We start from the raw sequence: 24,526 nt of genomic DNA on the forward strand, positions 1-24,526 counted from the left end.
TGAAAAAACGCTCGACTGGTGGCTTCCAACGCTGCTCTGATGGGTAAAGACAAGCGTCTCGCCGTGGCTTTCAAGCCTAACCAGGGACTCTCACCCAACAAATCATACAGGCTTAAGTATCCAAGCAAAAAAATGACAATCAAAACTTCTGCCTGCTTGCCCATCTCGCCCTTGGCAGCCGGAAATTCCCGACTGCCTATACGTTGCCCAAACAGCCTACCTAGTTGGACGGGCCAGAGTTATATCCCGCTTCAATCAGTTTTTTGATAATCAACGGCCCCAAGCTTTGTTCGGAAAAAAATACCGAAGCCTTAGATGTCAAATGGCCATAATCGAACGTTATCAAACCGGTTTTCCGGTCATCTCCCAGGTAGGTGAGGCAACCGTCCTGATCACAAAACACATTGATCGCAGAAAGATATTCGAAGCCGCCCGCACCATTCTCGTATCGATGCGTCAAGAGCTTATCAGTCTCAAACGGCACAGGCAGAAGATTGCCGGATATCCGCCGTGGAGTTTGCGACCAATACTTGCGGATGACCAACTGATATAAATTTTGATCGAAACGGGGCACCGGCCCTACGATGATGACTTTCTTGACTCCGGACGCAGTTGCTACGTGTGCAAGTTCTTTCAGGTTATTGACCGAGTCATGACCTTCCATTTGCGCAATCACCAGCACATCCGGTTTTTCCTTACGCATCACTTCCAGTGCAAACTCGTTTGATCGATCACAATATTTTCGCCCGCCCGTTGCGCGCCCAGGCAGGTTTGCTTCACAACCCGAACTGGCAACTTGGAGGAGTGAGATATCTTTGGGTAATGCCTCTCTCAGCCCATAGGCAAACTGCTGAGCATGCGAGTCCCCCCATACCATTACCTTGGTATTGGTGACAGGGGTGTAGCAGCTTGCATCGATTTGTTGACGTGGCGTCATCGTCGCATTGCCTGCCCGATAACTGTCAACATCAAAGAAGTCGCACTCGAATCTATATTTCTCAAACAATCCGTGTTTACTGGAGTACGCCCAGCCGGGCAAGGAGTTCTCATAATATTGAGCATAACCTTCCCGCTCCTTGAGAGATGCAGGCAACCCAAAACGATCAACAAAGCCATTTTTTACATAGGTCACGCCTCCGAGTACTACCAGTGCGGCACCTGTGGCGAGTAGCAGCGATGCCTTGGGCACCCAAGGGCTGACCTTGCGTAGCGGCAACTCAAGAAACCTATACGTCACATAAGCCAACAACACACTGACGCCTACTGCAAAACCGCCGGAGAGAAGATTTAGCTCATCCCCCCCTATGATCCGGATAAAGGTAATAACAGGCCAATGCCACAGGTAAAGCGGATAGCTGATCAACCCAATCCATATCAACGGTTTGCTAGCGAGAAGCTTGCTATTGAGCCAGGCCTGAGGGCCCGCAAGAATCGTCAGCACAGCACCGCAGACCGGCATCAATGCCCAAAAGCCAGGAAACGCTTTGTATTTATCAATCAGGACAACCGAGGCGAACAAAAAAGCCAGCCCCAGTGCGGAGAGCACATTGCCTACGCGCAATAAACCTTTCGCCGCTCCGGGCACCGACTTACCGAACACCGAAAAGTAGGCAATCAGGCTACCAGCCAGAATTTCCCAAAATCGATATTGCGGCATGTAGAAAGCTGCGGAAGGATTTACCGACAACTTGTAAAGGCCAGCGCAGAATGAAATAACCACCATGCCGATCAATAGTGGGAGCACCAGAACCCGACGACGCCACAACACCCAGGCAGCCAGGGGAAACAGAATGTAGAACTGCTCTTCGACCCCCAGGGACCAGAGGTGAAGCAGGATCTTCAGCTCCGAAGAGGTATCGAAATAGCCCGATTCCTTATACAGGACCAGGTTTTGAATAAACCCGATACCTCCCAGGACATGCTTACCTAGAAACTTGAACTCCGCCGCCATCAGCGAAAACCAGCCAACGGCGTAACAGGTAAGCAAAACAAGGATCAGGGCCGGAAAAATACGATTGACCCGACGCTTGTAGAAGTCGAGAAAACTAAACTTACCCGCCTCAAGTCCTTTAAAAATAATGCTTGAAATCAAATAACCGGAGATAACGAAAAAAATATCAACCCCAATAAATCCGCCACGCATATAGGCAGGAAAGGCGTGATACAAAACAACTGAAATGATCGCGAATGCACGTAACCCATCGATATCGGGCCGGTAGCTCAAATGGGTTGCCAATGAGTCGGTTTTTTTCACTCCCTCATTGTTTCCTTGGATCATTGCCCTGCCACCCATCTAACCGAACTCCCGAGATAACCACTGTAAATACCGCATTGATGCGCTTGCCTCACTTCCACGCCAGCGGCGCTACTCTCTCTGTCCGGCCCGATATTTGACAGCCAGGAAGACCAGTGGAACATAGGCAATAACAGTACCCAGCCCTGCGTCCAACCCAAAAAGCGCTACAGCCAATGCCAGTGGAAACAGCCAAACCACATTGATGACAGCGACCGCTATCGTGACGGGCAAATGGCGGCCATATTGGCGGCTGGCAAATTGGTAAGCATGACTGCGATGAGCTTCATAGACCTTATCGCCTCGGGCAAGCCGCCGAATGAGGGTAAAGGTCGCATCCACGATAAAGACCCCCAGCATGATCAGCCAGGCGAAGAAAAACTCGGAGCCGGCCCAGGCAGCCTGAATGGAAAGGCCCCCCAGAATGATCCCCAGGAATCCACTGCCTGCGTCGCCCATGAAAATACGGGCCGGCGGAAAATTCCAATACAAGAAGCCAGCCACAGACACGCTCAACAACAAGGGGGCCCAGATCATCGACTGATGCCCGCCCAAAAAGTAAATCAGCGTCAGAGCGAGGCACGCACAGATGGCCTGCAGACTGGCAAGACCATCAATACCGTCCATGAAGTTGTAGAGATTGAGCATCCAGACCAGATAAAACACGGCCAGGACATGACCCGCCCAACCAAGGTCGAACGTAACACCAAAAGCTGTAATTGCCGGTAGACCCTGCATCCAGGACAAAGTCCAGATCGCGGCAAAGAAGTGCCCTAACAAGCGCCAACGAGCTGCGATATGGCCATGATCATCCATAAAGCCGATGACTGCGATCAGTAATCCGGCGCCCAGTAATGCAGCACTCTGAGCAACGGTTATCAACTCAACGTATGCCAGCCAAACGAGTGACGCCGCAAACGTCAGAACAATGGCCACGCCCCCGCCGCGAGGGGTCGGAACCGTATGCGAACTGCGGGCATTGGGAATATCAATGATGCTGCGATGCAACGCGTATTGACGCAGGAGCGCGGTCAGGGCCAGGGATACCAAGGCAACGATGGGGAAAATGTACCAATGCTTCATTCAGTTCGCTCGCTGAAATAATGTTGCGCAGTAACCTCAAGACCTTGCTCAAGTGTCAGTGGCGGATGCCAACCCAACACTTCTCGCGCCTTGGTAATATCGACTTGCAGCGAGCCGCAAAGACGTTGGGACAGCGCTTTTTTGCCTAACAACGTCGCTCCACAGGCCAACACCCACTGTGGAACCGGTATTAGCCTGGCAGGTGCGTCCAGGGCTGTTGCAAGTTTGCGTAGCAGTTCAGTAGTCGACACGTCGTCCCCATCACTCGCCAAAAAGGTTTGATTGGAGGCAGCCGGGTGAGTCGTACAGGTCAGGATAAGGCTTACGAGATTATCCAGCGCAACGAGGCTTCTTTGGTTGCTTATGGCACCAAATGGCAGTGGCACGCGTTTCACAAGCCACTTCATCATACTTTCAAAGTTCGCTTTGACGCCTGGCCCATACACTAATACTGGTCGGACTATCACCACCTCAAGCCCGGTCTCGAGCGCCAGTGCCTTCAGCGCCTCCTCCGCCTCCATCTTGGAAATACCATAAGGATCAACAGGTGCCGATGGATCTGTTTCGCGAAAAGGTCGGCCCGGGGCCGTTTGCTCGCCGTTGACCTTCACCGAACTGACAAACACAAATCGCCTGGCCCCAGCGGATGCCGCGCTGCGGGCCAACGCGAGGGTATGTCCGACATTCACCTGTCGAAACGCCGCAAGAGGATCCACCTCGGTGTCGTTCATGACATGAACTCGCGAGGCAAGGTGAACAACCACATCGACGCCCTGCACTGCAGGATGCTCTGGCGAGACCGCCGAGAAATCAGGAAGCACAACGTATTCGACATCCGACGCCGAAACATCCGGCAAACGACGAACAAGGGCACGCACCTGAAGGTGCGTGCTCCCTTGCAACTGTTGAATCAGATGACGGCCGACAAAACCGCTGCTACCGGTAACCAATAAGCGGGTTTTCATTTCTTTTGCCTCAAGACCGCCAATACCAAACACAAACCAGCGAATACCAGCTTATCCCGCGAGCGTCTGCGGCACTTAGCAGCACTGATCGCCAAGCGCAGCAAGTCCAGGCGCCCAAGCCCGATCCAGCGCCGAACGAAAGGTTCATCCGCCATACCGACCATGCTGGCAATGAGTGCAGCCTGATTCAGCCACCATCCGTCAAACACTTGGGACAAGCGCTTTTTGAACGCCTTCGAGCCGCTATTCACACCGACCTGGTTACCACCATGCTGGCGATAACGCATATAAGGCTGGGTATCGATCACCCACTTGAAGCCATGTGAACGGCTATACGCATAACAATACCAATCATGCAGTGTCACACCCCGAACTTGCGCATAACGGCTGTTGATATGCTGCTGAAGCTCAACAAACAGATGCCGGGAAAAAACGTACGTACACCCAGGCCCGGCAGCCTCAAACAGATGATCAAACGCAACCTGAGGCTGCGACTTGATAATGATGGACTCACGGCCGTCGGGCCAGAACGCCGTTACGTTGCCTGAGTAGCCATCAGCCCCGGTTTGGTTCATGTGCTGCGTGGCGCTGGCGAGCTTGTCCGCCAGCCATATATCGTCCTGATCGGCGAATGAAAAATAATCAAAGCCTTCAGTGGAAGCTTCATTGACTAGGCGGAAAAAATTTCGTGCAGCGCCGCCAAATTTTTCACCATGGGGCAAGCATTTGACTCTTGAATCTCTCAGACACAGTTGATCGACCCATTCTTCCGTACCGTCGCTGGAGCTGTCCACGCTGATCAGAATCGAAACGGATACGCCAACTTGACCCAAGATCGAATCAACTTGTTCGGCCATCCAACGCATGCCGTTGTAGGCAGCGAGTAGAACCAGAATTCGTGGCTGCATCAGAATCCACCCTCAGTACTTGACCCAAAAACAATCCGTGGAAGGTGACGTCCTGAAAACGACATTCAACGCACCCCGCCCAACTTCTTCTGCCAGCCATGGCTTACACCACGGATCATCATTTTCAGTGATTTGAGCTTACTGTCGTCTATCAACAGGTTAACGAAAAAACGCAATATCAGCGCAGACAGCAAACGCTTTTTCCAGCACGTCGGCGTATGTCGCATACGGCAAACAGCGACAGTATTACGAAAGAAAAAATAACGACGCACAGGGGAATATCTGAAAAAACTCAAGCCAAAAATTTTAACTGGAGGGGCATCAGACAATGCATGCCCCATTTCCACATTCAGGCAACCGTACAAGTTATAGCCCTTGTCACGAACCCGAAAACACCATTCCGTATCCGTGAAGTCAACAAACATCCCTTCGTCATAGCGAACACCTTCGATCCACGCGCGAGTACTGATGAACATACCCGAAGTAATCAGTGCATCCGCCTTCACGAGGCCGTGTTCATCATCAGAACTGAAAACCGGCTTGATAACGCCGTCGATGGAGCTGTAAAAAGGGAAATTGATTTTCTTTCCATCGCGGCGATCAAAAAACGCCGGACTGACAGCAATGCAGCTGGTGTCCTTTGCCTTGGCGCTGATCATCGCCTGATGCAACCGCGCAATTAGATCAGGTTCGGCGTGGCTGTCCTGGTCGAACGTCACGACGTATTGAATACCCGCCTCAATTGCCATTGCAAAGCCGGTATTGAGCGCGGCGCCCAATCCCTTGTTGCCATTTAGCGAGACATAGTTGACCCGCGCGCGCACTTCAGGCGCCTGCGCCAGGAATGATTCACTCCCGCCGTTATCGACTAATACCAGAAGCTCTACCTGAGCTGCGAGGGACGTCAGCAACTCGTCAAGAACCTCGATATCGGGATTATAACCGACAACTATTGCTGCAACAGTATCCAACTTACCTCCTGACTTCAGCGTTCAACGCCAAAGGTTCTTGATTTTTTATCACGACGGACCAGTACCACAATATCACTAGAAATCCGAATGAGTTGAAAAGAACGGGATTACTTAATGACATTAGCAGATACATTAATATTATCAGACGACTGGAGGAGCTTTGTGCACTTGCTATGTATCTACGATTAGGAAAAAGCAGAACGCAAAACAACAAAATCGATAATGGAAGCCCCACATACCGAACGGAATCCATCCAGGTAATTTCAGTCTGGGCCGCCAATTCGCCATAACCTTCGGTGTAGTAATACGACCCCAAACCATTACCGAACACTAGCATCTTCCAATCCGTCACACTCAGAAACGACAATATGTGACCAATTTTAATGTTATTCGACTGTTCATCAGAGCTAAACATGCTAGTTTCTGTTAGCAAGTAGCCCATACCCAGAATAATTACCGGCACCAAAACACACAACATCAGCAGCCGCGCAGACCAATTCTTATTATAAAAATAAAGTATCAGCATGGAAATAGCTGCCATTACTATCAACCCCCTAGAGGCAGACCAGATCACAGCCATTAAAATAACAGACACGAAAAACAGTGACCAAAAGCGCTTCACTTGTAGAAAGTCAAGATAAAACAGTGACAGCGGAAGTAATAGAAACGGAGAGGATCGATGATGAAGCATGAACATATCCAACCCGCCAAAACTACGTAACCCGTAGTAACCAAGTTCATTGGCATTGTAAAATTCAAGCAACATCCCGCCCAGCGACGAGCCCGGTTCAACCATCAACACAAAAGAAAAGGCACACATGATAAGTGCAAAGATAGCGCCTACTGCCTTGACAATCCCACCCATGTCCACGTCAAACTCGAAAATAGAGTAAATCAGAAAAAGTGAAACAGCCCCCAAAAGCATTTGCCGGGCATAATCAGCATCTGCATCACCTATTAAACCGAGAAAAAAACCGTATAAAAAAATCGTGAAGACGACAATGGGCGCAAATGTTTTAAGCGGCCGACTCAACAAAACATAAACCGCCATCAAAAAAAGCGGTATAAAAAACAACTTATTTAGTATAAACACCGGCAGCAGCACGGTCGACAGACAATAGAAGAACAAAAGCCAACTTATAATCCGACTAGTCATTGAAAACCCACGCTCGCGCAACAAAGTCAACAATCATCGGGTTCTCCCCGCCAAGATCATCTTCGCCAGCAATTTTATTTTTTTCCCCATAGATAACGCCATAAACAAGCGAAAGGCCAGATTGCGCTGAAGCTTGAACAATAGTAAAAATGTGTCTACGGCAATGTCAGCTCCCAAGGGATCTTTCTCTTCCTCGAAAAACGCAGTATCTCCAGGCCAGTCACCTTTTGTATCCAATAGGTTAGCGTAAACCTGTTCGTCGTACAGACAACTCAAATAGCGCGCCTTTACTGAGTCATAGGCATTGACTTTCTCAATAGCGCAAAACACCTCTTGATCGTACCGGTAGTCCGCTATAGAGCCCATAACAGTATTGATATCAGTTCGCTTAAGCCTGTCCGCTGGGGAATAGCCCTGGACCGGGGAGATCAATCCAACACATCGCTGCCCCCTGACGAACTGCTCCGCAAATGCGGTTCCTCCTGGCAATGGGTGGCTGTCGACATAAAAGTCTGCCCTACTGACCAGTTCGCTGTACGCCTGAAAATCTAGATGAGCCCTGATACTCAGCCGGGAACGATACTTAAATTTTAAGGGCCACCACCAGAATGCTTTTTTGACATCAGTGCCGATAACCATGAATGTCGAGGTGGGGTAGTCATCAAGAATACGCGCTACCAATTTGAAAATACTGAAGCCTTTACGAGGTTTGTACTTGATATCCGAGCCGGCAGAAATGAAAAGCAATGGGGCCTGCTTCGCCGGTTTGAAATCAACGGCCATCTTCCCGTTTGGGATGTTCAACGGGATACCTAAGAAGCTCTTGCGCCCCTGAATATGCTTGGTCAAATCAAAGCGGTAGCCGTGACCACTGAGCTCGAAGTAATAGTCTGCAACCGAACTCCCATAGGAGAAAACGTGATCGGCATGATTGACAAAAAACACCTCAAGCCCAGAAATCCGTTTTGCGACTCCGCATGCAATGACGACCAGAATATCGTCAGGATGGATATGCAGGACGGCCTTTTCATAGCTCGACAACAGGCACACCATCTCCGTCAGCGCGTCAACGGGAAACGTAGCACTAACGACTTTGGTATCAGCAAAAAATCTGCAAACCTGGGCCTTGGCATCTGGCGTCGCCTGGCGCGAGATCAACAGATCGACAGGCTCGGCATGCATGGAGGCCAGTTTCTCCATTAACCTCGTATGCCCACCAGTCATGAAGGGCTCGCTCACGACATGCAAAACCCCTCCACGTTCATTGGACGCAGCAACGGAGTTTGTATCCGCCATCGAGAGGCAGCGTTCAATCAGGTCAGCCTCGACAAGTGGTGCATCATGAATCCCTACATCCGCAAACCAGAGCAGGTTGCCGTAGGCACGCGCCAAAGTGAGTGCCTGATTCAGATCAGCCGTCTCACGGATGGCAACTTCAAAATCCTTAAATAGTTTTTTCAAGCGTGATGTTCCAGATTCTTATGAAAATAATCATCAAGCCTTAGGTAGACAAAAACATACATGACCAGACTATACACAGCGTAATTTACCGCATAAGCCCAGGTCGCTGCTTCGACCCCCCACCATTGCGTGAACGCCATGGTCAACAAATACAAGGAAATGCAAAATATAATTTCAGTGGTAATAAAAACTTTGACCATAGCCCGACTCAGCATGACATACGCCATAATCCAGCTGAATATCTTTAGGCAGTCACCCACTACTTGTCCGGCAAAGAACATTCGGACAGGATAAAAATCGGAGGTAAAGAGTACTGCCACGACAAAATCTCGTAGCACATACATCGCGGCAGCAGCTAACAAGGCAACCGGAAAAATCAGTTTATAACCCTGGATAATTTCGGTTTTAACCTCAGCCGCCGTTTTCAGCTCCGAAAGCTTGGGTAGGTAATAGACACTTAATGTAGTCGTTACCAGCAAAAGATAAGCGGCACTCAGACGCCACATGGCTTCCCAATAACCAGCCATCTCCCAGCCGTATGCTGTCCCAATATGATTCCGAACCAGCATCTGCGCCAAGGGCGCACATGCAGCAGAAACAACAGCCATCAAGAAAAAGGCAAACAGCTTTTTCACAATCTGTTTGTCGGGGCGCCCGAACAGGAAAGAAAGCTTAAACCACTGGGTTCTAAGGCATAACAATAGCGTCACGACAAAACTGATAGATTGATAAACTACCAAGGCTACCAGCGCACCGTACAGACCAAAACTGGTAGCCAAGTAAAACGTCACACCAAATGACAAGAAACTGCCGGCGATATTAGCCACGATATACAGTACGATTTCCTTTCGACCGTTCAGTATCGCCAGCAACAATATGTTCAGCGAGAAAAAAACCACGACACCGGCAAACCAAAGAAAAACACCGCCCAAGGCGGTATCTTTCAGGAATAACGACGCAAGCTCTTTATTAAACAGAGCAACAAGCAATGCAACGACAAGACTACCCAGAATCGCCACAAACCCTGCTGTTTTCCATAACTTAACCTGTTGCTCAGGCTGCTCATGGTATTGCGCAGTGTATTTGACGACGCCATTGGTAATGGCGCCACCGGTAAATATCGTGATCACCTGCAGCGCGTTTTGAAACTGCCCTATCGCGGCGTATCCAGCGGGCCCCACATAAATTGCCAAGACTTTGTTAAGACCTAGCAAGGTAAGCATTTTAATGGCAACAGCAATACCATTTAATAGGCTGGTCCGAACCAGATTCATACGGTGTCCGGTTTAAAGCTATTGCAGGCTTCAATGACAATCCGAGCCTCCTCTACCGATAGCGTGGGGCCGATTGGCAAACTGAGAATCTGCTCATGTATCTGAGTCGATACCGGTAGCTGTTGATCCTTCAGTTCAGCATATGCCTGCTGGAGATGAGGCGGGATCGGATAATGGATGAGCGTCTGAATACCTTGAGCCGCAAGGTGGGCTTGGAGATCATCTCGCTGAGCACAGAGTACTGTGTAGACATGCCATACATGGCATTCATTGGTTGAGGCTTTGAATGCTACATCCACAGGTAGGGTAATCGCCGGATTGGTGATCGAATTGCTATACAGCTCGGCAATCTCACGACGATAGGCGGTTTGTTGGTCCAAGTGTTTTAACTTCACAGACAAACATGCGGCCTGCATTTCATCCAGCCGGCTATTCACGCCACGATATACGTTTTTGTATTTTTCATGGGATCCGTAGTTGCCCAGCGCACGAACCGTCTTGGCCAAAACTTCATCGCTGGTCGTGACCGCCCCAGCATCACCCAGTGCGCCGAGATTTTTTCCAGGATAGAAGCTGAATCCAGACGCATCGCCCCAGCTACCGGCCTTCTTCCCATCGATCATCGCACCATGCGCTTGCGCCGAATCTTCCAGAACCAGCAAGTCATGGGCACGAGCAAAGTCCATGATTTTTGGCATATCAGCCAGTCGCCCATACAGGTGAACCGGCAAGATCATCCGGGTTTTTGGTGTTATCGCGGCTTTTGCATTCTCCACGCAAATATTGAAAGTTTTCGGATCAGGCTCGACCAATACCGGAACCAATCCGTTTTCCGAAATGGCCAGGATACTGGCGATGTAAGTATTGGAGGGAACAAGAACCTCATCACCGTCACTGAGGCGGCCCAGCTCCTTCCAGGCACGAATGACCAGTACCAGAGCATCCAGGCCGTTGGCAACGCCAATGCAGTGCTCAGCGCCGCAATAGTGGGCGAAGTCATGCTCGAATGTTTGGAGCTCTTTCCCACCGATATACCAACCGGAATCGACCACACGCGTACAAGCGCCAACCAGCTCATCGCGGCAAAGATCATTTATAGCTTTCAAATCGAGAAATTTTATCATTTACCAAGCACTCGGTTACTTTGACAGAGCCAGAGACAGGGCCCACTTAAACTATCGTCTTAATTAGCCGGCCATTTTCACTAGAAAACTGGCGCATCCACTGTAACTCTAGGATTGACTAACCAGGCTTTTGAACACCGAATAGTCCCTTATATAGTCACGCTCGTCATAAACGGCACTTGCCAATACCAGCAATACACAGTCCGGACTGAAGTGATGCATTTCTCGCCAGATCATACGGTCAATAATAATAGCCTTGTCAGGAGCATCCAACCAAACCTCCTCCTTATTCACACCATCATCAAGCTTCATCAGGCAACGTCCAGACACGCATACCGCCACCTGCATCAGTTCCTTGTGCGCATGAAAACCTCGTGGAACACCCTCTTTTGTTTCGGTGAGGTAATAAACGCGCTTAATTTCAAACGGAATATCATTTTCATATTCCAGCGCGACCAACTGGCCTCGCTCATCACCTTTGGATGTGATATCCAGAAACTTGATCAAACTCATGCTTGCTTCTCCGAGAGGCTATCGGATGTCGGAGCCTTGTCATCTTTATCGCTAACGTTAAAGCCGCCGATAGCAGGCCATTTTATCCCAAGCCTTGCATCACTCCAGTGCAGCGCCCCTTCAGAGTCTTTATCGTAATAATCTGTCGTTTTATACAAGAAGTGCGTGTCATCTTCCAAAGCAGCAAAACCGTGGGCAAAACCCTCAGGAATCCATAGCATCAAGTTATTTTGGGTGTTTAGTTCCACACCGACCCATTGCAGGTAAGTACTGGACTCAGGCCGAATATCCACCGCCACATCAAAGGCAGCACCCCTTACCACACGCACCAGCTTACCCTGGGCATGAGGAGCGCGCTGAAAGTGCAGGCCTCTCAGCACGCCCTTTGCCGAGCAGGAGTGATTGTCCTGAACAAACGCTCGAGGAATAGGCAGCCCCAGCTCTTTAAGTGCTATATGAAACCGCTCTTCGTTAAAGCTTTCCATAAACCAGCCGCGATCATCGCCAAAAACCTTTGGTTCAATGATTACAACGTCAGGAATAGCAGTCTGAATCAGTTTCATGCCTTGGAAGCCTCTTCCAGGAGTTTTTGCAAGTACTGACCATAACCGGTCTTCTTCAGTTTCTCTGCCTGAGCACCAAGCTGCTCTGGTGTGATCCAGCCTTTGTGAAACGCAATCTCTTCCAGACAGGCGACTTTCAGCCCCTGGCGGTGCTCGATCGTATGGACGAAATGACTCGCCTCCAGAAGCGACTCGTGGGTACCGGTGTCCAGCCAGGCGAAGCCTCGGCCCAGCATCTCGACGGTCAACGACTTATCATGCAGGTAGGCACGGTTAACGTCAGTGATTTCAAGCTCTCCACGCGGGGACGGCTTGATGCTCTTCGCAATATCCACCACTCGGTTGTCGTAGAAGTACAAACCCGTTACTGCGTAGTTGGACTTAGGCTGCGCAGGTTTTTCTTCGATGCTCAACGCCCGACCAGTTGCATCAAACTCAACCACACCAAAACGCTCAGGATCCGATACGTGATAGCCGAAGACTGTCGCACCAGATGTCTGGGACATGGCGCAGCGCAAATTGTCGGAAAAGTGCTGACCGTAGAAAATATTGTCGCCAAGGATCAGGCAGCAAGGATCGTCACCAATAAATTCCTCGCCAATCAGGAAAGCCTGGGCCAGGCCATCCGGACTGGGCTGCTCGGCATAGCTGAGCTGGATGCCGTACTGACTGCCGTCTCCCAGAAGCTTTTTAAAGCAAGGCAGATCTTCAGGTGTCGAGATGATCAAGATTTCGCGCATGCCCGCTAGCATCAACACCGACAACGGATAAAAAATCATCGGTTTGTCGAAAATAGGCAACATTTGCTTGGATACACCCAGAGTCAGGGGGTGCAAACGCGTACCGGAGCCGCCAGCGAGGATGATGCCTTTGCGTTTGATGTCCGCCATATCTTTAGAACTTCCTTAAATATCTGCATTACACCAAGCCAACACACGGGTTGGCGGGTGAAAAATAGCTCGCAGCTTCTCGGTATTGAGCCACATTTTCAATGCCTGTGGCCGGCAATCCGAAATCGCCAATATAAAAATCTCGTTGTTTTCTGGACGGAGCGCTCCCCTGCGACGGCCTCCTGCGCAACGTAGACAACGCTCTACGCCGGGAAATAACCGCCCTGGCAAGGTTGATCGACTCGCGTGATTATGGTCCATCCACCGCAAGACGCTGCCGTTTTTTTACATGACATAACCCGACGAGCAGGAAGACCGCCCCACAAATGCCAGTCACGCTGACCGACTCCAGGTATCACGCGAGACCCGAAGCCGAAAAACACCTATCGGGTGCGCTATAGACAGTAAGTTGCGAACTAGTTTCCAAATGAAATCAAATACCGCACTGCCTGGAGAGCACAGCGCGGATCGTGCAGGCAGCTATTGCGGCTTGTTCAAACCTGCATCGCTACCCACCATCGTCGGCGAGTTGGGCAGCACGGATAATGCTGCCGATTGCAGCTGAGACTGACGGGTTTTGACGAGATGACGTATCACAGCAATAAACGCCCCGAAAAAGCCACCCAAAATCAGACCAAGCAGGATAATCAACGCCTTTTGAGGCTTGACCGGGCGTAAAGGTTCAAGCGCCTGCTCATCGATAGTTACCAGCTTCAGCCGGCTCATATCAATGCTTAATTTACGCAAACGAGCCTCTTCCGCGCGCACCGGCTGAACACCTGCCAGGAACAGATCCTCGTTTTCACGACGATTCAGCACCTCAATCTCACGGTTTGACTGGAGCAATTGAAGCTCTTTGGCAATCTGCGCGATACGCCCCTCAGTAAAGTCATCGGACTTACGCTGCATCAACACAGCACGTTCAGCCTCGAGCGCCTCGACGCCCATGAAGTACAGAGGGATTTGCTGATTATTTATTTCGGTACGCATCACACTTGATGAGCCATTACGCTCTGACTCACCCAGAGCGGAAGGCGTGCTAGGTTTTCTGATCCCCAGGGACTTGGCGATTCCAATGGCTTCGTTCAACTGTGCCACACGGTCGGCCCGCCCAGTCTTCAACTGTGTTCGCAACGCCTTGAGCTCATCCTGCAACTGCGCACGTCGCAAGCTGTCGGTTTCTCGCAGCGATGCTATCCGCGCCTCTTTATCAACCTCGTAACTGGAGCGGGCAGCATCAATTTTGCCCTTGAGCTCGCTCAATCGGTTTTTTACGATGACGCCCAGATCCGCTGCAATTTGCTCACGCTCCTTGGCAATCGCGTAATCGACGAAGCCATTGAGAATGGCCACTCCATCCACGCCTTTGGGATAACTCAACTCTAGTTTGATATAGGCACTGAGAGAATTAACGTGCTTCGGATCAGGCAGAATGAGCTCAATAGAGTTACGGTTGAACTCTTCGAAACTCTGCTCCAAGGTCCTGCCAGGCTGCTCAAATGCCTTGAACAGCTTCTGGTTTGAGCGGAAAAAACCCAAGCGGGTATCGTAAGACTCCAATAATGCGCCCACTCTGACAAGAGCATCACCAGGAGGAAGCGTATAGATCTCAGAGCGATTTAAAGCATCCAGCTCGTTGATTGCGGCCGGGCGTAGCACACTGCTGACTTCGTACTGGGGAGGCGTGAGGAACGCATAAATCGCAGCAATCAGCCCGGCGCTTGCGGTAGCAGCCAAGACTAACTTTTTCTGCTTCCAGATAGCCTGAAAAAGCGCAATAAGATCAATATCATCGGACGAAGGAATCGGGGGCGCACGGAAGCTACTACTCACAACAAAAACCTGCCTTCAAAGAGAAACTGCGGGCTCGTTATGCCGACGATCTTGTGGTTTTTTGTATTTATAAGAGTCGACCAAAAGCCCGGCGTCGCTGCCAAGCCCTGGACACACAAAATGACTGGAATCGAGAACAGTCTGCATTTTGCCATCTCGCGATAACATTGCAAGACCTGACATGACTGTAGGTCAATTCCTATTTGTTGAGGATATTGCAGGAAAAATGCTTCAGCGCAGCCCCAAGGTCATTATTTCCTCAAGAAAGAGAAGCGCTTACGCATCGCAGTTAGAAGATTCAACACCGAACGAAAGGTTTGCATCTGCAATACAAGCGACAAACGGTATGCGCCAACCCTAAAGTGCGGACTTTGGGCGCGCCTTACGGCGAACCAGCAAACTCAGGAACGGCCCCACCAACATCCCCACAATCAACGCCAACGTCACAAACACCGAAACCGGCAGCTGTGGCGTAGACCACCCCAGGAACGCCAGGGCGACGTCTTGCTGGTTTTCCAGTACGAATACCAGGATCGCCAAGGCGGCGATCAGCACAATCAGTACCAGGGCGACGCGCTTTACACCGCGCATAAACTTCTCCTATCCCAAAAAAACTCAGACGTTTTCTTCTTCGTCTTCGTTCACTCGATCCCGCAATTCCTTGCCCGGCTTGAAATGAGGCACGAATTTGCCGTCGAGGCTGACGGACTGGCCGGTTTTCGGGTTACGGCCCACGCGTGGAGCGCGGTAGTGCAGCGAGAAGCTGCCAAAGCCGCGGATCTCGATCCGATCACCAGTGGCCAGGCACTGGGACATTTGCTCAAGCATGGTCTTGATGGCCAACTCCACATCTTTGGATGAGAGCAGCCCTTGATGGGTGACAATTCGTTCGATCAACTCCGACTTCGTCATATTTTTCCCTTCTTTTTCAAGCAGCTAGGAAAAGCGCTCCGAAGGTTTTAGCATGACCAGATGAATTTGAACAGCCTGTGGCTTGACTTATCTTGCGCAAACTATGGCAACCCTCACAGAATCCGCGATAACAGCAGATAGCCCCCAGGAAGCCACAGCAGACGCCTTACCGACAAAGCGCTGTCAATGCCGGAATCAGAAACCCTCAGCCCGTATGCAGCCTCAGGCCGCGCCCAATTGCGCAGACCAATCGCACCCAAGGGCAAAACCCAAATCCCAGGCACAAAAAAGGACGACCGAAGTCGCCCTTTTTCTATGGTCTGACAGAACTTAGTTCTGTTTTTCCATTTGTGCACGCAACAGGTCGCCCAGAGTGGTCGGACCCGAAGCAATGTCAGAGGTAGCTGGCTTGTCGCGCAGGCTCTGGATTGCTTCTTTCTCTTCGATCTCGTCTTTCGACTTGATGGAGAGTTGGATTACGCGGCTCTTGCGGTCAACGCTGATGATCTTGGCTTCTACTTCCTGGCCTTCTTTCAGAACGTTACGAGCGTCTTCAACGCGATCACGGCTGATTTCGGAGGCTTTCAGAGTCGCTTCGATATCGTCACCCAAAGTGATGATGGCGCCTTTAGCGTCAACTTCCTTCACGATGCCTTTAACGATTGCACCCTTGTCGTTCTCTTGAACGTACTCGGAGAACGGATCGCTTTCCAGTTGCTTGATACCCAGGGAGATGCGCTCGCGCTCTGGGTCAACCGACAGGATAACGGTGTCCAGCTCGTCGCCCTTCTTGAAACGACGAACAGCTTCTTCGCCAACTTCGTTCCACGAGATGTCGGACAGGTGAACCAGGCCGTCGATGCCGCCGTCCAGACCAATGAAGATACCGAAATCGGTGATCGACTTGATGGTGCCGGAGATTTTATCGCCCTTGTTGAACTGGCCAGAGAAATCTTCCCATGGGTTAGATTTGCACTGCTTGATGCCCAGGGAGATACGACGACGCTCTTCGTCGATGTCCAGAACCATAACTTCCACTTCGTCGCCGACTTGTACGACTTTCGAAGGGTGGATGTTCTTGTTGGTCCAGTCCATTTCGGAAACGTGTACCAGGCCTTCCACGCCTTCTTCCAGCTCTGCGAAGCAGCCGTAGTCGGTCAGGTTGGTAACACGCGCAGTTACGCGAGTGCTTTCTGGGTAACGGGCTTTGATAGCAACCCATGGATCTTCACCCAGTTGCTTCAGGCCCAGTGAAACACGGTTGCGCTCGCGATCGTATTTCAGAACCTTGACATCGATCTCGTCGCCAACGTTGACGATTTCGGAAGGATGCTTGATACGCTTCCAAGCCATGTCGGTAATGTGCAGCAGGCCATCGACGCCACCCAGATCGACGAATGCGCCGTAATCGGTGAGGTTCTTGACGATACCTTTGACTTGTTGGCCTTCCTGCAGGGATTCCAGCAGAGCTTCACGCTCGGCGGAGTTCTCTGCTTCCAGCACGCTGCGACGGGAAACGACAACGTTGTTGCGCTTCTGGTCGAGCTTGATGACCTTGAATTCGAGTTCTTTGCCTTCCAGGTGCGTGGTGTCGCGCACTGGACGAACGTCGACCAAAGAACCTGGCAGGAACGCACGGATGCCGTTAACGTCGACAGTGAAGCCGCCTTTAACCTTACCGTTGATAACGCCCTTGACCACTTCTTCAGCTGCGAAGGCTGCTTCGAGAACAATCCAGCATTCAGCGCGCTTGGCTTTTTCACGGGACAGCTTGGTTTCACCGAAACCGTCTTCAACCGAGTCCAGAGCAACGTGAACTTCGTCACCGACATTGATAGTCAGGTCACCAGCGTCGTTGTAGAACTGCTCAAGCGGGATGAGTGCTTCAGACTTCAGACCAGCGTGAACGGTTACCCAGCGAGCTTGGTAATCGATATCAACGATAACACCGGTGATGATGGAGCCAGCCTGAAGGTTCAGGGTTTTTAGGCTTTCTTCAAAGAGTTCCGCAAAGCTTTCGCTCATTTTAATTCCTGTTGATAAGGGCGAAGAATACGCCCATCTGCCACACCCCAGACGGTGTGGGTTACGTTCATATAAGAGAAGAAGCGCAGGTCTAGGACTGGTCCCCTGCACTTCCTCTGAGTCATCCGGCGATATCGCGAAGGGCGATTTCACTCAAGATGCGTTCCAGCACCTGCTCGATGGACAATTCCGTGGAATCCAGCTGTATGGCGTCAGCCGCCGGTTTGAGCGGGGCTACCGCACGCTGGGTGTCACGCTCATCGCGCGCACGAATCTCATCTAGCAGACTCGACAGACTAACACCATCCACCTTGCCCTTCAACTGCAAGTAACGGCGGCGCGCCCGCTCCTCGGCACTGGCTGTCAGGAAAATCTTCAGCGGCGCCTCAGGGAACACCACGGTCCCCATATCACGGCCATCGGCCACAAGGCCTGGTGGCTCCTGGAAAGCCCGTTGACGCTGGAGCAAGGCATCACGCACGGCCGGCAAGGCGGCCACCTGGGAAGCCCAGGAGCCAACCTGCTCGTTACGCAGATCATCGGTTACGTCATCCCCTTCCAGGATAATGCGCAGCGAATGACCTTCGGTCGCGCCGACGAACTGCACGTCAAGGTGAGCCGCCAGCAATACCAACGATGCTTCATTGGTCAGGTCGACGCCATGATTACGTGCGGCAAAAGCCAGCAGGCGATACAACGCCCCGGAGTCCAGCAGACACCACCCCAGACGCTTGGCCAACAAGCCTGCGACGGTGCCTTTGCCAGAGCCGCTCGGCCCGTCGATGGTAATCACCGGTGCTTTGATATTCACAATTGAGCCTCTTGGGCTACACGAATGCCGACTTGGGCAGACAGTGTAAGAAAATTCGGAAAAGATGTAGCTACGTTGGCACAGTCATGGATACGAATCGGCCCAGTGGCACGCAGGGACGCCACACTGAACGCCATGGCGATCCGATGATCACCGTGGGCATGCACTTCACCCCCGGCCATGCCGCCGCCATCAATGATAATCCCATCAGGGGTTGGCACACACTTCACACCCAGCGCCAACAGACCGTCGGCCATTACCTGGATGCGGTCAGACTCCTTGACCCGCAACTCTTCGGCACCACGCAATACCGTGCGCCCCTGGGCGCAAGCGGCGGCGACAAACAGCACTGGGAATTCGTCGATAGCCAGGGGAACCAGCGCTTCGGGAATCTCGATACCCTTGAGCGGTGCCGCGCGTACACGCAGGTCCGCAACCGGTTCACCGCCCACTTCACGCAGGTTTTCCAGGGTGATATCGGCCCCCATGAGACGCAGGATATCGATCACCCCGGTGCGGGTAGGATTGATTCCCACATGCTCCAGCAACAATTCGGCCCCCTCGGCAATCGAGGCGGCCACCAGGAAGAATGCCGCGGAAGAGATATCACCCGGCACTTCGATGCGCGTGGCCAACAGTGCATGACCCGACTCAACCGCCACCGTTGCGTCAACGACCTCCACCGGACAGCCAAAACCGCGCAACATCCGCTCGGTATGATCACGGGTGGGCGCAGGCTCGGTCACCGCCGTCCGGCCTTCGGCGTACAAGCCAGCCAGCAACAGACTGGACTTGACCTGGGCGCTGGCCATCGGCAGCGTGTAATTCAACCCCTTGAGCGACTGCCCGCCACGAATAGTCAGCGGTGGCTGGCCTTCCGGCCCGGTTTCGATCACCGCGCCCATCGCCCGTAACGGCTTGGCCACGCGATTCATCGGCCGCTTGGACAGCGAAGCATCGCCGGTCAGCACACTGTCAAAACGCTGCGCTGCCAACAAGCCTGACAGCAGGCGCATGGACGTGCCCGAATTGCCGAGATAGATCGGCCCCGGGGCCGGCTTCAAGCCATGCAGGCCCACACCATGGATGGTCACTCGCCCATGATGGGGACCTTCGATCACCACCCCCATGTCGCGGAACGCCTGCAGGGTCGCCAGGGCATCCTCACCCTCAAGGAACCCCTCGACTTCGGTAATACCGTCCGCCAGCGACCCGAGCATGATCGAGCGATGGGAAATGGATTTATCCCCCGGCACCCGGATCTTGCCACTCAATTGCCCACCGGGGCTGGCGACAAACACCACATCGTCAGCGTTGACGGCGGCGTCCATATAGGCACGCCGCGCCAGGATCTTGCTGAAGTGCTCGCGCGCCACCCGTGCACGAGTGAAAACACCCAGCAACTGGTGCCCATCCCCCGCATCGACCGCATCGCGCAAGGCATCCAAGTCACTGCGGAAGGTGTCCAGGGTGCGCAGCACGGCCTCGCGATTGGCGAGAAATATGTCGTGCCACATCACCGGGTCGCTACCGGCAATCCGCGTGAAATCGCGAAACCCGCCGGCGGCGTAACGGAAAATCTCCAGATTTTCGTTGCGCTTGGCCAGGGAGTCGACCAGGCCAAAGGCCAGCAAATGCGGCAGATGACTGGTCGCCGCCAGCACTTCGTCATGGCGCTCGACCTGCATATGTTCGACATCCGCCCCCAGCTCGCGCCACAGCCGATCCACCACCGCCAAGGCGGCGGGATCGGTTTCTGGCAACGGCGTGAGGATCACCTTGTGCCGACGGAACAGTTGGCCGTTGGAGGCTTCCACCCCGCTCTGCTCGGAGCCAGCGATCGGGTGCCCCGGCACGAACCGCGCCGGCATGCCGCCAAACGCCAGCCGCGCCGCGCGTACAACATTGCCTTTGGCACTGCCGACATCCGTGAGGATCGCCTGGCCCAGGTCCATGCCAGCCAGCAGCCCCAGCAGTTTTTCCATGGCCAGGATCGGTACCGCCAACTGAATGACATCGGCGCCCTGACATGCCAGGGCCAAGTCCGCCTCACAGCGGTCCACCACCCCCAGCTCAACCGCCAACCGACGCGATTGCGGGTCCAGATCCACACCGACCACTTCGCCACACAGGCCGCTTTCACGCAGGCCCTTGGCAAAGGAGCCGCCAATCAAGCCCAGGCCGACCACCACCAGGCGACCGATCACAGGCACAACAGGTTGCATTGCAATCACATCAACCACGGACCAGGACCTTGGCCAGCGCCTCAAGGAAGCGACTGTTTTCAGCCGGCAAACCGATGGTGATACGCAAATGGTTGGGCATGCCGTAATTGGCCACCGGACGCACGATCACGCCTTCGCGCAGCAGGCCCTGGAATACCGGAGCGGCGTCCTGGGCGAGATCTACGCAGACAAAGTTGCCCTTGGACTCAATCCAGCCCAGGCCCAACTCACGAAAGCCTTGCTGCAGCTGCTGCATACCGCTTTCGTTGATCCGTCGCCCTTCTTCCAGGTACTCGACATCCTTGAGCGCCGCACAGGCCGCCGCCAGCGCCAGGCTGTTGACGTTGAATGGCTGGCGCACGCGGTTCAGCACATCCGCGACAACGGCTGTGGATAACCCGTAGCCAACCCGCAGCGACGCCAGGCCGTAAGCCTTGGAGAACGTGCGCGATACCAGCAGGTTCGGGTAGGCCGCGAGAAAGTCCAGGCCGTCGGGCAAGTCACTGCCTTCGGCGTATTCGATGTAGGCCTCGTCCAGCACCACCAACACGTGCCCAGGCACATCCTGCAGGAACTCGTTCAGCGCGCCGGCACCGAACCAGGTACCGGTCGGGTTGTTCGGGTTGGCGATAAACACTACGCGGGTCTGGGCATCGATGGCCGCCAGCATGGCCGGGAGGTCATGCCCCCAGTCCTTGGCCGCAATCACCCGCGCCTCGGCGCCGACAGCCTGGGTGACAATCGGATACACCGCAAACGCGTGCTCACTGAACACCGCATTCAGGCCCGGGGCCAGATAGGCACGCGCCACCAGCTCCAGGATGTCATTGGAACCGTTGCCCAGGGTCACCTGGCTCAACTCGACCCGGCAGCTCTCGGCCAGCAGGGACTTGAGGGCAAAGCCGTTGCCGTCGGGATAACGGGTCAGTTCCGCCAACTCTTCGCGGATCGCCGCCAGCACTTTGGGGCTTGGCCCCAAGGGGTTTTCATTGCTGGCCAGCTTGACGATCTTCGCCGGGTCCAGATTCAACTCGCGCGCCAACTCGTCCACAGGCTTGCCTGGAACGTAAGGCGACAGTTGTTGCACGCCCGGCTGCGCCAGGGCGAGGAAGTTGCCACTCATGTCAAAGCCTCACAAAACCGCTTTCGGGTAGGAACCCAGCACCTTGAGTGCCACGGCTTCCTGACTGATTTTCTCGAGCACACCCTTGACCAGCGGATCACGGTGGTGGCCGACGAAGTCGATAAAGAACACATAGGTCCATTTACCGCTGCGCGAAGGACGGGTCTCGATGCGCGTCAGGTCAATCCCGTTGTCATGGAACGGCACCAGCAGCTCATGCAGCGCCCCCGGCTTGTTGCTCATGGAGACGATGATCGACGTCTTGTCGTCGCCGGTCGGCGGCACTTCCTGGCTGCCGATCATCAAGAAGCGCGTGGAGTTGTCCGGGCGATCCTCGATTTTCTCGGCCAGGCGCGTCAGGCCGTACAGGCCCGCAGCCATATCCCCGGCAATCGCCGCAGAATTCCACTCACCCTTGACCCGCTTGGCCGCCTCGGCGTTGCTGGAGACCGCGACGCGCTCGACATTCGGGTAATGAGCGTCCAGCCACTTGCGGCACTGGGCCAGGGACTGAGCGTGGGAGTAAATGCGGCTGATGCTGTCGGTCTTGGTGTTTTCGCCCACCAGCAAGTGGTGGTGAATACGCAGCTCGACTTCGCCACAGATCACCATGTCGTGCTCAAGGAAGCTGTCAAGCGTATGGTTGACCGCGCCTTCGGTGGAGTTTTCCACCGGCACTACGCCGAAGTTCACCGCACCGGCAGCCACTTCGCGGAACACCTCATCGATGGCCGCCATCGGCTTGCTGATCACCGCGTGGCCGAAATGCTTCATCGCCGCCGCCTGGGTGAAGGTGCCTTCGGGGCCGAGGTACGCCACTTTCAATGGCTGCTCGAGGGCCAGGCACGAAGACATGATTTCGCGGAACAACCGCGCCATCTCTTCATTGCCCAGCGGCCCCTGGTTACGCTCCATCACCCGCTTGAGCACTTGGGCTTCGCGCTCTGGACGATAGAACACCGGCACTTCGCCTTCGGCCAGGGAAGCCATCTTGACCCGCGCCACTTCCTGGGCACACCGCGCCCGCTCACTGATCAGCTCCAGGACCTTGGTGTCCAGGGCGTCAATGCGTACACGCAGGGCCTTGAGTTCTTGCTCAGACATTAGCCGTGTTCCTTTTCGAACTCTGCCATGTAGGCCACCAGTGCCTTGATGGCATTGATGTCGACGGCGTTGTAGATGGACGCGCGCATGCCGCCTACCGAACGATGCCCCTTGAGGTTGAGCAGGCCACGCTCGTCGGCACCCGCCAGGAATGGCTTGTCCAGGCGGTCATCGGCCAGGCGGAACGGCACGTTCATCCACGAACGGGCGCTCAGGCTGATCGGGTTGCTGTACAGGCCGCTGGCGTCGATGAAGTCGTACAGGGTGCGCTTCTTCTCTTCGTTGAGCTTGCCCATGGCTGCCACGCCGCCCTGCTCCTTGAGCCACTCGAACACCAGGCCCGACAGGTACCAGGCAAAAGCCGGCGGAGTGTTGTACATCGAGCCGTTGTCGGCCGCGACCTTGTAGTTGAGCATGGTCGGGCACACCGAGCGGGCACGACCGAGCAGGTCTTCACGGATGATGTTGACCAGGATGCCGCTCGGGCCGATGTTCTTCTGCGCGCCGGCGTAGATCATGCCGTAGCGGGACACATCCATCGGGCGCGAGAGGATGTCCGAGGACATGTCGCACACCAACGGGACATCACCGACTTCAGGTACCCAGTCGAATTCCAGGCCGCCGATGGTTTCGTTCTGGACGTAGTGAACATAGGACGCGTCCTTGGACAACTTCCACTCGTTCTGACCTGGAATAGCGAAATAATCGTAGGGCTTGGCAGTACCGGCCACGTTGATGTTGCCGTAGCGCGAGGCCTCTTCAATGGCCTTCTGCCCCCAGATACCGGTATCGATATAGTCGGCAGTGCCGTCTTCCGGCAGCAGGTTCAGCGGGATCTGGGCGAATTGCTGGCTGGCGCCGCCTTGCAGGAACAGCACCTTGTAGTCCGACGGGATGTCCAGCAGGTCACGCAGATCCTGCTCGGCCTTGGTAGCAATGGACACGAACTCATCACTGCGATGGCTCATTTCCATCACGGAGAGGCCTTTGCCATGCCAGTCGAGGAGTTCACCCTGCGCACGCTGCAGGACTGCTTCAGGAAGTGCCGCGGGACCAGCACAGAAGTTATAGGCTCTCTTGCTCACATCCAATCTCGCTCTGATCTGTTGGTCACATAATTCGTGTTCGACACATAACCCCTGTGGGAGCGGGCTTGCTCGCGAAAGCGGTGTGTCAGCCCGCCTATGCGCTGACTGATACGCCGCTTTCGCGAGCAAGCCCGCTCCCACAGGGGAATGCGCAGTATTGCAAACTTTCAAAAGGGACAAATAACAAGGGGGCGAATCTTCATC

22 protein-coding genes are annotated in these 24,526 nt (G+C 53.6%); 1 reads left to right on the forward strand and 21 read right to left on the reverse strand.

Annotation, left to right across the window (positions count from 1 at the left end; translation table 11 throughout):
- Positions 1–220: 220 nt before the first annotated feature.
- From BHC62_RS12450 to BHC62_RS12510, 13 genes are all read right to left on the reverse strand, one after another.
- Complete coding sequence (locus BHC62_RS12450) at positions 221–2,278, reverse strand: acyltransferase family protein (RefSeq protein WP_070995215.1); 2,058 nt, start codon at positions 2,276–2,278, stop codon at positions 221–223.
- An 87-nt stretch (positions 2,279–2,365) separates the two neighbouring features.
- A complete protein-coding gene (locus tag BHC62_RS12455; RefSeq protein ID WP_070995190.1) occupies positions 2,366–3,376 on the reverse strand; it encodes a glycosyltransferase family 4 protein in 1,011 nt (336 codons plus the stop codon).
- Positions 3,373–4,341 carry an SDR family oxidoreductase gene (locus BHC62_RS12460; protein ID WP_070995191.1) on the reverse strand — a complete coding sequence of 323 codons (969 nt, stop codon included), beginning with the start codon at positions 4,339–4,341 and terminating at the stop codon, positions 3,373–3,375. The genes BHC62_RS12455 and BHC62_RS12460 overlap by 4 nt, the downstream gene beginning before the upstream one ends.
- Positions 4,338–5,249 (reverse strand): glycosyltransferase, encoded by a 912-nt coding sequence (locus BHC62_RS12465; protein ID WP_070995192.1) that lies wholly within the window; start codon positions 5,247–5,249, stop codon positions 4,338–4,340. Before BHC62_RS12465 ends, BHC62_RS12460 begins: the two co-directional genes overlap by 4 nt.
- A 65-nt stretch (positions 5,250–5,314) precedes the next feature.
- Positions 5,315–6,220, reverse strand: coding sequence for a glycosyltransferase family 2 protein (locus BHC62_RS12470; protein ID WP_070995193.1), 906 nt, complete (start codon positions 6,218–6,220; stop codon positions 5,315–5,317).
- Position 6,221: 1 nt separating this feature from the next.
- The gene (locus BHC62_RS12475) at positions 6,222–7,409 is read right to left on the reverse strand and encodes a hypothetical protein (protein WP_143007532.1); all 1,188 of its coding nucleotides are present in this window, start codon (positions 7,407–7,409) and stop codon (positions 6,222–6,224) included.
- Positions 7,410–8,837 (reverse strand): hypothetical protein, encoded by a 1,428-nt coding sequence (locus tag BHC62_RS12480; RefSeq protein WP_070995195.1) that lies wholly within the window; start codon positions 8,835–8,837, stop codon positions 7,410–7,412.
- A complete protein-coding gene (locus tag BHC62_RS12485; protein WP_070995196.1) occupies positions 8,834–10,111 on the reverse strand; it encodes an O-antigen translocase in 1,278 nt (425 codons plus the stop codon). Before BHC62_RS12485 ends, BHC62_RS12480 begins: the two co-directional genes overlap by 4 nt.
- Positions 10,108–11,235, reverse strand: coding sequence for a DegT/DnrJ/EryC1/StrS aminotransferase family protein (locus tag BHC62_RS12490; protein ID WP_070995197.1), 1,128 nt, complete (start codon positions 11,233–11,235; stop codon positions 10,108–10,110). The genes BHC62_RS12485 and BHC62_RS12490 overlap by 4 nt, the downstream gene beginning before the upstream one ends.
- A gap of 108 nt (positions 11,236–11,343) precedes the next feature.
- On the reverse strand, positions 11,344–11,748 hold the full coding sequence (locus BHC62_RS12495; RefSeq protein WP_070995198.1) for an FdtA/QdtA family cupin domain-containing protein: 405 nt from the start codon (positions 11,746–11,748) through the stop codon (positions 11,344–11,346).
- Positions 11,745–12,311 carry a dTDP-4-dehydrorhamnose 3,5-epimerase gene (gene rfbC, locus BHC62_RS12500; RefSeq protein ID WP_070995199.1) on the reverse strand — a complete coding sequence of 189 codons (567 nt, stop codon included), beginning with the start codon at positions 12,309–12,311 and terminating at the stop codon, positions 11,745–11,747. Before rfbC ends, BHC62_RS12495 begins: the two co-directional genes overlap by 4 nt.
- Complete coding sequence (rfbA, locus tag BHC62_RS12505) at positions 12,308–13,201, reverse strand: glucose-1-phosphate thymidylyltransferase RfbA (protein ID WP_070995200.1); 894 nt, start codon at positions 13,199–13,201, stop codon at positions 12,308–12,310. The genes rfbC and rfbA overlap by 4 nt, the downstream gene beginning before the upstream one ends.
- A gap of 480 nt (positions 13,202–13,681) precedes the next feature.
- Positions 13,682–15,034 carry a Wzz/FepE/Etk N-terminal domain-containing protein gene (locus tag BHC62_RS12510; RefSeq protein ID WP_083335442.1) on the reverse strand — a complete coding sequence of 451 codons (1,353 nt, stop codon included), beginning with the start codon at positions 15,032–15,034 and terminating at the stop codon, positions 13,682–13,684.
- 181 nt (positions 15,035–15,215) lie between these two features.
- Here BHC62_RS12510 and BHC62_RS28115 point away from each other — a divergent pair, with 181 nt between their 5' ends.
- Complete coding sequence (locus BHC62_RS28115) at positions 15,216–15,395, forward strand: hypothetical protein (protein WP_143007533.1); 180 nt, start codon at positions 15,216–15,218, stop codon at positions 15,393–15,395.
- Here BHC62_RS28115 and BHC62_RS12515 read toward each other — a convergent pair.
- From BHC62_RS12515 to serC, 8 genes are all read right to left on the reverse strand, one after another.
- Complete coding sequence (locus tag BHC62_RS12515; RefSeq protein WP_070995201.1) at positions 15,392–15,625, reverse strand: lipopolysaccharide assembly protein LapA domain-containing protein; 234 nt, start codon at positions 15,623–15,625, stop codon at positions 15,392–15,394. The two genes, BHC62_RS28115 and BHC62_RS12515, sit on opposite strands and share 4 nt — an antisense overlap.
- A gap of 24 nt (positions 15,626–15,649) precedes the next feature.
- Positions 15,650–15,946 carry an integration host factor subunit beta gene (gene ihfB, locus BHC62_RS12520; RefSeq protein WP_017848846.1) on the reverse strand — a complete coding sequence of 99 codons (297 nt, stop codon included), beginning with the start codon at positions 15,944–15,946 and terminating at the stop codon, positions 15,650–15,652.
- Positions 15,947–16,276: 330 nt separating this feature from the next.
- Positions 16,277–17,971 carry a 30S ribosomal protein S1 gene (rpsA, locus tag BHC62_RS12525; RefSeq protein ID WP_029298694.1) on the reverse strand — a complete coding sequence of 565 codons (1,695 nt, stop codon included), beginning with the start codon at positions 17,969–17,971 and terminating at the stop codon, positions 16,277–16,279.
- A 121-nt stretch (positions 17,972–18,092) separates the two neighbouring features.
- Positions 18,093–18,782 (reverse strand): (d)CMP kinase, encoded by a 690-nt coding sequence (cmk, locus tag BHC62_RS12530; RefSeq protein WP_029298696.1) that lies wholly within the window; start codon positions 18,780–18,782, stop codon positions 18,093–18,095.
- Positions 18,779–20,989 (reverse strand): bifunctional prephenate dehydrogenase/3-phosphoshikimate 1-carboxyvinyltransferase, encoded by a 2,211-nt coding sequence (locus BHC62_RS12535; RefSeq protein ID WP_070995217.1) that lies wholly within the window; start codon positions 20,987–20,989, stop codon positions 18,779–18,781. The genes cmk and BHC62_RS12535 overlap by 4 nt, the downstream gene beginning before the upstream one ends.
- Positions 20,990–21,017: 28 nt before the next feature.
- Complete coding sequence (gene hisC / locus BHC62_RS12540; RefSeq protein ID WP_070995202.1) at positions 21,018–22,130, reverse strand: histidinol-phosphate transaminase; 1,113 nt, start codon at positions 22,128–22,130, stop codon at positions 21,018–21,020.
- A gap of 9 nt (positions 22,131–22,139) precedes the next feature.
- A complete protein-coding gene (gene pheA, locus BHC62_RS12545; protein WP_029298704.1) occupies positions 22,140–23,234 on the reverse strand; it encodes a prephenate dehydratase in 1,095 nt (364 codons plus the stop codon).
- On the reverse strand, positions 23,234–24,319 hold the full coding sequence (serC, locus tag BHC62_RS12550) for a 3-phosphoserine/phosphohydroxythreonine transaminase (RefSeq protein WP_029298706.1): 1,086 nt from the start codon (positions 24,317–24,319) through the stop codon (positions 23,234–23,236). The genes pheA and serC overlap by 1 nt, the downstream gene beginning before the upstream one ends.
- Between the last annotated feature and the right edge of the window lie 207 nt (positions 24,320–24,526).

The organism is Pseudomonas sp. 06C 126 (assembly GCF_001855215.1).
GTDB classification, from domain to species: Bacteria; Pseudomonadota; Gammaproteobacteria; order Pseudomonadales; family Pseudomonadaceae; genus Aquipseudomonas; species Aquipseudomonas proteolytica.